This is a genomic window from Pseudomonas sp. GW823-FHT02F05, assembly GCF_058797315.1.
This window is the reverse complement of sequence record NZ_JBXAJM010000003.1, coordinates 321,796-329,176: the sequence shown is the minus strand read 5'-3', so window position 1 is coordinate 329,176 and position 7,381 is coordinate 321,796. Positions and strand designations below refer to the sequence as shown.

The 7,381-nt window shown below is 60.1% G+C and carries 7 protein-coding genes; 2 read left to right on the top strand and 5 right to left on the bottom strand.

Features of this window, described 5'->3' with window-relative positions; all coding sequences use genetic code 11:
- Positions 1 to 160 precede the first annotated feature (160 nt).
- From AC1RAC_RS06740 to AC1RAC_RS06730, 3 genes are all read right to left on the bottom strand, one after another.
- Positions 161 to 2,713, bottom strand: a complete 2,553-nt coding sequence (locus tag AC1RAC_RS06740; protein WP_492616448.1) for a TonB-dependent receptor — start codon at positions 2,711 to 2,713, stop codon at positions 161 to 163.
- Positions 2,714 to 2,840: 127 nt separating this feature from the next.
- A complete protein-coding gene (locus AC1RAC_RS06735) occupies positions 2,841 to 3,809 on the bottom strand; it encodes a FecR family protein (protein ID WP_054898729.1) in 969 nt (322 codons plus the stop codon).
- A complete protein-coding gene (locus AC1RAC_RS06730; RefSeq protein ID WP_034126541.1) occupies positions 3,806 to 4,345 on the bottom strand; it encodes an RNA polymerase sigma factor in 540 nt (179 codons plus the stop codon). The genes AC1RAC_RS06735 and AC1RAC_RS06730 overlap by 4 nt, the downstream gene beginning before the upstream one ends.
- 168 nt (positions 4,346 to 4,513) lie before the next feature.
- Between AC1RAC_RS06730 and AC1RAC_RS06725 the strand changes: the two genes are divergently transcribed.
- On the top strand, positions 4,514 to 4,846 hold the full coding sequence (locus AC1RAC_RS06725) for a YegP family protein (RefSeq protein WP_054917601.1): 333 nt from the start codon (positions 4,514 to 4,516) through the stop codon (positions 4,844 to 4,846).
- Positions 4,847 to 4,894: 48 nt separating this feature from the next.
- Here the strand turns inward: AC1RAC_RS06725 and AC1RAC_RS06720 are convergent, their stop codons facing one another.
- Together AC1RAC_RS06720 and AC1RAC_RS06715 are read right to left on the bottom strand one after the other, a co-directional pair.
- Complete coding sequence (locus tag AC1RAC_RS06720) at positions 4,895 to 5,773, bottom strand: dihydrodipicolinate synthase family protein (protein ID WP_313042655.1); 879 nt, start codon at positions 5,771 to 5,773, stop codon at positions 4,895 to 4,897.
- Positions 5,774 to 5,803: 30 nt separating this feature from the next.
- Complete coding sequence (locus AC1RAC_RS06715) at positions 5,804 to 6,586, bottom strand: aldolase (protein ID WP_073521601.1); 783 nt, start codon at positions 6,584 to 6,586, stop codon at positions 5,804 to 5,806.
- A 160-nt stretch (positions 6,587 to 6,746) separates the two neighbouring features.
- On the opposite strand from AC1RAC_RS06715, the gene AC1RAC_RS06710 reads away from it, so the two are divergent.
- Positions 6,747 to 7,274, top strand: a complete 528-nt coding sequence (locus AC1RAC_RS06710) for a helix-turn-helix domain-containing protein (RefSeq protein WP_054898731.1) — start codon at positions 6,747 to 6,749, stop codon at positions 7,272 to 7,274.
- Positions 7,275 to 7,381: the final 107 nt, after the last annotated feature.

The window sequence follows — 7,381 nt, the reverse complement described above, 5'->3', positions numbered from 1 at the left end:
GGTTTAACGGGGCGCCTGAGATCAAGATCACAAGCAGATCAAGATCAAGAGCGGCTCGCTTCGCATCGTGGTTACCGGTGGCTGCGGCGAACTGCACAGTTGTGTAGATACCTATGGCTATCGCAGGCAAGCCACACACACATTTGGAATGCGTGTGTGCTTAGAAGAACCGCGTCACGCTGATCTTCGCATCACGCCCCTTGGTGTACGCCCGGTCGCCGCTCAAGGCCGGGCGGAAGTTTTTGTTGAACAGGTTGTCCACCGTGAAGTTCACCTCGGTGCCTTTGAGATATGCCTGCTGCGGTGCCCATTTGGCGAACAGGCCCTGGGTGTTGTAGCGCTTGTTGCCGTACTGGTCGTAGAACACATCGCCGATGCTGGAGCCCGGGCCGCCAGAGTATTTGTCGCTGGGCAGGCGGTCGGTGGCGCCGATGAATTGGCCCATCCAGCCCACCTGGGCATCCCAGGCCGGGATGTGAGTGCCCAGTACCAGCACCCATTTGGTCGGCGGAATATCCCGTGCGGCTACGTCCGGGCCCCAGGGATTGGTGTAGGCGCCTTGGTGCTGGCCCTTGGCATAGGCGAACGACACCGAGCCAAACAGGTAGGTGGAGTTGTAGATCGATTCGAGCTCAACGCCCTTGATGGTCAGGCTGCCGATATTGCGGTAGTTGGACATCGGCCCAGGCGGGCAAGCTGAAGCGATGCTGCCGCCATTGACAGCCTGGTTCTGGCAACCCACGCCGGTGGCCTTGAAGATCTCGTCTTCGACTTTGTTGTGAAACAGGGTGGTGCGCAGTTGCAAGTTGTCGTCCTGGGCGAGCAGGTTATCGAAGCTGGTGATGTTGCCCAGGGTGATCGAGGTGATGCGCTCCGGGTTCAGGTCGACGCTGGTGGCGGTGCGACTGCCCACGCCCTGCACTTCGTATTGTTCGTCGATCACCGGGGCTCGCCAGGTCTGGCTCCAGTTGGCGAACAGCCCCACACTCGGCGTCACGGTCCAGAATAGCGCCAGGCGTGGCGACCAGCCAGTGTAGGTGCGGTCGCTGTAGTCGTGACCCACTGCCGGGTTGTTGTAGTAGGGCGCATCGTTGCCTTCGCCGCGGTTGCGCACATGGTCGTAGCGCAGCGACGGCGTGATCGTCACGTCGCCCAACGTCACCGCGTCCTGGATAAAGAAGCTGTTGGTATCGACTTTGCCGTGGGGCATGAAGCCCGGCTGGAAGTGCCCGTAGTTGTAGCGCGGCGTGTTGTAGGTGGCGCCGGGCATCCACATCTCGGTTTCGCGGGTGTGCTTGCGGATTTGCCCGCCGACCGTCACGGCATGCTGCAAGGGGCCGGTGTCAAACAGGCTGACGTTACGGATATCCAGGAGCTTGTCGGTGTAGGCGGTGTCCATCTTGCGCCCGCCGGTGGCCAACTGGAAAAACGCCGTGGCGTCACGCTCATCGGTCTGTTCGGTGTTGGACTGGGAATACTTGATGGTCAAGTCCACCAGCGGGTTGTCCAGCGGCTGGTATTCATACTTGCCCGACCAGGTGGTGTCGACCGTGTCACGGTGGGCGAGGAAGCGCTTCAACGCGCCTTCGTAGCCGTAGCGGTCGATGTTGAACTGGGTCGGTGGCGTGGGGTAGCTGGCGGCGGAAAACGGGGTCCAGCGGTTGCTGTGGGAGCGCGAGTACGACAGCCCGACACTGTGCTCATCGGTAAAGTGCGCGTTGACCTTGAACAGCTTGCCGTCCACATCCTGGGCGCTGTTGGGCAGGCGCTGGGGGTTGATCGGGTACTCATTGTTGTCGTTGGGCAATTTGGCGGCCACCTTCATATCGCCGCCGTCGCGTTGGGTCAGGTAGGCCAGCGCATCGAAACGGCCGTCGTCGGTACGGCCATAGATGGCACTGCTGTAGACCTGTTCATGGTCGTTGCTGGAGTAGCCATATTTGAGCATCGCACCGCTGTTGCGGCCGTCCTTGAGCAGGTCCGGAGCGTCCTTGGTGACCATGTTGACCGTGCCGCCGAAGCCGCCATTACCGGTGAACGGCGAGTTGGGGCCTTTTTCCACTTCAATGCGCTTGATCAGCTCAGGCTCGATAAACACCGTGCCTTGCTGGTAACGCTCAAAGCCTGTCTTGGTGGCACCGTCAACGGTCAGCGGCACGTCTTCGGCATCGCCGAAACCACGGATGTTGATGGTCTGGCCGCCGGGCTTCAGCGAGCCGCCCTGGCTGACACCGGGCAAGGTCTGCAACAGGCTGGGAATGTTATTGGACTGGTAACGGTCGATGTCGGCCTGGGTCAGGGTGGAGCGGTTGACGGTGCTGGCGTTTACCTCATTGCCGGTACCGATCACGCTCAGGGTGTCCAACTGGATCGCGCCACCGGTGGTGGTTTTGCCCTCGTCGGGGCGCACCACATAGGTACTGCCGACCTTGATCAGGTTGAGCTCACCGTTTTTGAGCAGGGAACGGATGGCCACTTCCGGGGTGTAGTTACCGTCAAGCGCTGGGGCCTGCACGTTCTTGAGCAGGGTTTCATCGAACAGCAGCTGGATTTTCGCTTGCTGGGCCACCTGGCTCAGGGACGTGGCCAGCGACTGGGCCGGCAGGTGCAGCTTGAGCGACTCGGCTTCGGCGCTGAGGCTCAAGGCCAGGCACGTAGCCATGAGTGTCGGTCGAAGAAACAGGTGCGAAGCGTGGCAAGGCGCGCGAAACATGAAATCCCCCGGAGCGGCTAAATAGCCAAAAAGGTGTGCGTATCAAACACAGACAGGAGGAAGACGGGGCAGGCAAAAAAAACCACACATGCGAATGCAAAATATTCTCATGTGTGGTTTCTGCCGTTTATTTGCTCGGCTCGATTCTCATGATGCCATCCGCCGAGAGCACGGTTTTCACTGGCAACAGCGCGGGCAAGGCGTTGAGCAGGGCGTCCGGGTCGCTCACATCAAGGTTGCCCGACACCTTGAGCTGCGCGACGGCCTTGCTGACCTGCAACGGCGTCTGTGGACGGTAGAGGCTAAGTTCGTCGATCAGGCTGGCCAGCTCTCGATTGCGAAACGACAAATGCCCGCTGCGCCAATCGGCGATCTCTTCGGCGCTGAGGCTTTGCGATTGCACGGTGCCTTTGGCGTAGTTGTATGAGGCCCGTTGCTGGGCGTCGAGCAGGGTGACGGGGCTTTCGCCATTTGGCGCGAAAGCGACCTGGCCATGGGCAACGCTGACCACCAATTGCTGCTGCCCACGGCGCACATCGAAAGCCGTGCCCACCACCCGTACGCTCGACTCGCCGGCCTGCACGTAGAGGGGGCGTTCCTTGTCGGCGGCCACTTCGATGTACAGCTGGCCTTTGTCCAGATGCAGCACCCGTTGATGGGCGCTGAAGTCCACGCGGATATGGGTGTTGGCATTCACATACAAGGTACTGCCATCTGGCAGATTCAAAGTGCGCACGCCCTTGGCATGGGTGGCAACCTGGTTGTGATACAGCTCGCGCGGTGCGCCGATAGAGGTCGCCAGCACGGCGCAGAGCAGGGCGGCGGCCATCGCCAGGGCAGGGCGCCAAAGGCTGGGCTTGCGCTTGGGCAGTGCCAACGGTTTGTTCAGTTGTTGCAACTGGGCGAGGTCGGCCCACAGCTGTTCGAATTCGGCATAGGCGCGCGCATGCGCGGGCACCGCCTGCCAGTCGGCAAAGGCTTTACGGTCGGCGCGGCTTGCTTCGTTGCGGTTGCGTGCAAACCAACTGGCGGCTTGGGCGTCGATGCAATCGCTCGCTTGGCTGTCCAGCGCGTCTGTGTCGCTCGGGCGGTTCATTCTGGCTGCTCCGTGCCGGGGGCGGGTTGAAGGCGGCGCTTGCAGTGCAGCAGGGCAAAGGCGATGTGCTTTTCCACCATGCTGGTGGAGATGCCCATGCGCGTTGCTATCTGCGCCTGGCTCAAGCCTTCGAAGCGGTGCAGCATAAGGGCTTCTCGTCGGCGCGGCGAGAGTTCGGCAAGGACTTCTTTCAACTGTTCCAGGCGTTGCAGGCGAAGGGCGGCGGCCATGGGGTCGTTGTGCTCGTCGGTGACCGGCTCGGCATCCATTTCGGCGTGATCAGGGTGGACGGTTTGCCGTACCTTCTGTTTGCGCCAGTGATCGCGCAGCAGGTTGCGCGCCATCTGGAACAGAAACGCTCGTGGCTGCTCGACCTTGGCACGGTCGCGGTAGCCCAGCCATTGGGTAAATACATCCTGGGCCATGTCCGCCGCGTCGCTGGCGTTGTCCGTGCGTTTACGCAGGAAATACAGAATGTCTGCATAAAACCCGCGACAGGCATCGGCCGCCGACGGGTCGGGCTGGGGACGAGACATGGATACCCTTCTTGACGAAGTACGACGTGGAAAAGTCGCGAATGATATCGAGAATTATTGTCATTTGTCTCCAGCTAAATAGATCTCCCGTGTTTGGCTGGAAAAAATTGGGGCATGGCCTTTAATCCTACAAGTTTGGGAGCGATATCCCACTCAAAGGAGAAAGTCATGGCTGGATGGTATGAGTTGAGTAAAAGCAGTAACGGGCAGTTTCGTTTCGTGCTTAAGGCGGCGAACGCAGAAACCATATTGACCAGCGAGCTTTACACCACCCGCGGTGCTACTGAAGCCGGCATTGCTTCAGTGCAGGCAAACAGCCCACATGATGAACGTTATGAGAAAAAAGTGGCCAGCAACGGCCAACCGTTCTTCAACCTCAAGGCGGCCAATCATCAAGTGATCGGCAGCAGTGAGCAGTACACCTCTACAGCCGCACGAGACAATGGCATTGCCAGCGTCAAGACCAATGGTCCCAGTGTCACTATCAAGGACAAGACCTGACGGTTGTGCAAGAAGACCTGCGCCCGGCTCGTGAGAGCCGGGCGTTTTTTATACCGATGACAGCAACGCTTTGAGCTGTCCGATCCCTGCCTCACCCAACGGGAACACCGGCAAGCGCGGATTACCCACCTCCAGCCCGGTCAAGCGCAACCCGGCCTTGATCGTCGCCGGCAGCCCGCCTTTGAGGATGAATTGCAGCAAGGGCAACTGTCGGTAGAACAGCTCCCGCGCCTTGTTCAAATCATCGGCCAGTACGGCCTGATACAAGCTCAGGTTCAGTTGCGGGATCAGGTTCGGCGCCGCGGTGCACCAGCCTTTGGCGCCAGCCGCGAAGGCTTCCAGCGCCAGCGGGTTGCAACCGTTGTAGAACGGCACGTCACTTTGCAGTTTCAACTGGTGCATGCGCTGGATGTCGCCAGTGCTCTCCTTGACCATGGTCACGTTCTCGACCTGCTTGAGGATACGCAGGATCAGCTCCACCGACATGTCGGTGCCGCTGGTGGCCGGGTTGTTGTAAAGCATGATCGGCACGCCGATGCTGTCGCCGATGGCGGCGTAGTGAGCGAGGATTTCCGCGTCACTGAGTTTCCAGTACGAGGCCGGCAGCACCATGACCACATCGGCGCCGTGCTCTTCGGCGTAGCGGGCGCGGCGCACGGCCTTGGCGGTGGTCAGGTCGGACACGCTGACAATGGTCGGCACGCGCTTGGCGACTTTCTTGATGCTGTAGGCGCTGACTTCATCCCACTCGGCATCGCTCAGGTAAGCGCCTTCGCCCGTGCTGCCCAAGGGCGCAATGGCGTGGACGCCGCTGTTGATCAAGCGGTCGATGGAGTGCCCGAGGGCGTCGAGGTCAACGCGCTGGCCGTCGGCGCTGAAGGGCGTGATGGTGTAGCCGATGATGCCGTGAATGGTTGGGTTGGACATGGGGGAAACTCCGGTCGAAAAGGGGGGCAATCAGTTCAGGCAATCGGCGTGCTTGCGCAGGTTTTGCCGGGCGTAATAGTTGAACGCGGCGCCGTGGCGTTTGGGTTTGGAGATCCAGTCGTGGGCCTCGCGCCCCAGCTCCGGCAGGATCGGTTTGACGGTACCAGCAGACATCGCCAGCAACTGCAACTTGGCAGCCCGTTCGATCAACTGCGCAATCACGCAGGCTTCTTCGATGCTGGCCCCGGTGGACAACTGGCCGTGGTGCGAGAGCAGGATGGCGCGCTTGTCGCCCAGGGCCGTGGTGATGATTTCCCCTTCTTCGTTGCCCACCGGCACGCCGGGCCAGGCCTCCAGGAACGCGCAATCTTCGTACAGCGGGCAAAGGTCCATGTGCGACACCTGCAACGGCACTTCCAGCATCGACAGCGCGGCAATGTGCGTGGGGTGTGTGTGGATGATGCAGTTTACATCCGGGCGGCCGCGGTACACCCAGGTGTGAAAACGGTTGGCGGGGTTGGGAATGCCATGGCCTTCCAGTACTTCGAGGTCTTCGTTGACCAGCAACAGATTGCTGGCCGTGATTTCGTCAAAACCCAGGCCCAGTTGCTGGGTGTAGTAGGTGCCGGGCGTCGGCCCACGTGCGGTGATCTGCCCGGCCAGGCCGGAGTCGTGGCCGTACTCGAACAGGATTCGGCAGGTCAGCGCCAGCTTTTGCCGGTCGGTCCACGTATTATCTGCCAGGCTGTTTTGCATCTGGCTCAGTGCTTGCTTGACCAGTTGGTCTTTTGGGAGTGCTAATGTCTTGGCCATATCGGTGTCCTTTGGGTGGTTCAATGGACGTCGGATTTGCTGGTCGCCCGCTGCTCGCAAGGTCGTTGGGTGAATGCAAATGACACTAAAGATGCTATATGACACTTTGTGTCATTGGCAAGCCTGTCTCATCGCTTTCTGCAGGGATTAACCGCAGCACATGTCTATCCGCTTGAAAATATTAAGAAAAAAACTTGGCGTGACCCTGGAGGCCTTGGCCGAAAAATCCGGGATGACCAAGAGTTACCTGTCGAAAGTCGAACGCGGGCTTAATACGCCATCCATCGCTGCGGCGTTGAAACTCGCCAAGGCGTTGAACGTGAAGGTCGAAGAACTGTTCAGCGAAGACAACGTCAGCCTCGACAGCTACAGCCTGGTGCGTAGCCATGAGCGGCCCGACACCTCGCCGGGTTATGCGGTGCTGGCCCACCAAGTCAGCGAGCGCAGCCTGCTGCCGTTCATCATTTATCCGCCGGCGGAGTTCACCGACAAGACCTTCAAGGAGCACCTGGGGGAGGAGTTTTTATTCGTGCATGAAGGCCAGGTTGAGGTGGATTTCATGAACGAGCGCGTGCTGTTGGCGCGAGGTGATGCGCTGCATTTCAACGCGCAGAAACCCCACCGGATTCGCTCGGTGGGAGAGGTGCAGGCGCAGTTGCTGGTGGTGGTGCACAGCGCTGAGGAGTGAGACTGAGCCCGACTTGAAATGCATTCAATGTGGGAGCTGGCTTGCCTGCGATAGCGGTTTATCGGTGCCCAATCTGTCGCTGACCCACCGCCATCGCAGGCAAGCCA

What these genes read in the sequence shown, in the direction of transcription:
- AC1RAC_RS06740 (WP_492616448.1), bottom strand. Translation starts at nt 2,713, where the DNA reads ATGTTTCGCGCGCCTTGCCACGCTTCGCACCTGTTTCTTCGACCGACA.
- AC1RAC_RS06735 (WP_054898729.1), bottom strand. Translation starts at nt 3,809, where the DNA reads ATGAACCGCCCGAGCGACACAGACGCGCTGGACAGCCAAGCGAGCGAT.
- AC1RAC_RS06730 (WP_034126541.1), bottom strand. Translation starts at nt 4,345, where the DNA reads ATGTCTCGTCCCCAGCCCGACCCGTCGGCGGCCGATGCCTGTCGCGGG.
- AC1RAC_RS06725 (WP_054917601.1), top strand. Translation starts at nt 4,514, where the DNA reads ATGGCTGGATGGTATGAGTTGAGTAAAAGCAGTAACGGGCAGTTTCGT.
- AC1RAC_RS06720 (WP_313042655.1), bottom strand. Translation starts at nt 5,773, where the DNA reads ATGTCCAACCCAACCATTCACGGCATCATCGGCTACACCATCACGCCC.
- AC1RAC_RS06715 (WP_073521601.1), bottom strand. Translation starts at nt 6,586, where the DNA reads ATGGCCAAGACATTAGCACTCCCAAAAGACCAACTGGTCAAGCAAGCA.
- AC1RAC_RS06710 (WP_054898731.1), top strand. Translation starts at nt 6,747, where the DNA reads ATGTCTATCCGCTTGAAAATATTAAGAAAAAAACTTGGCGTGACCCTG.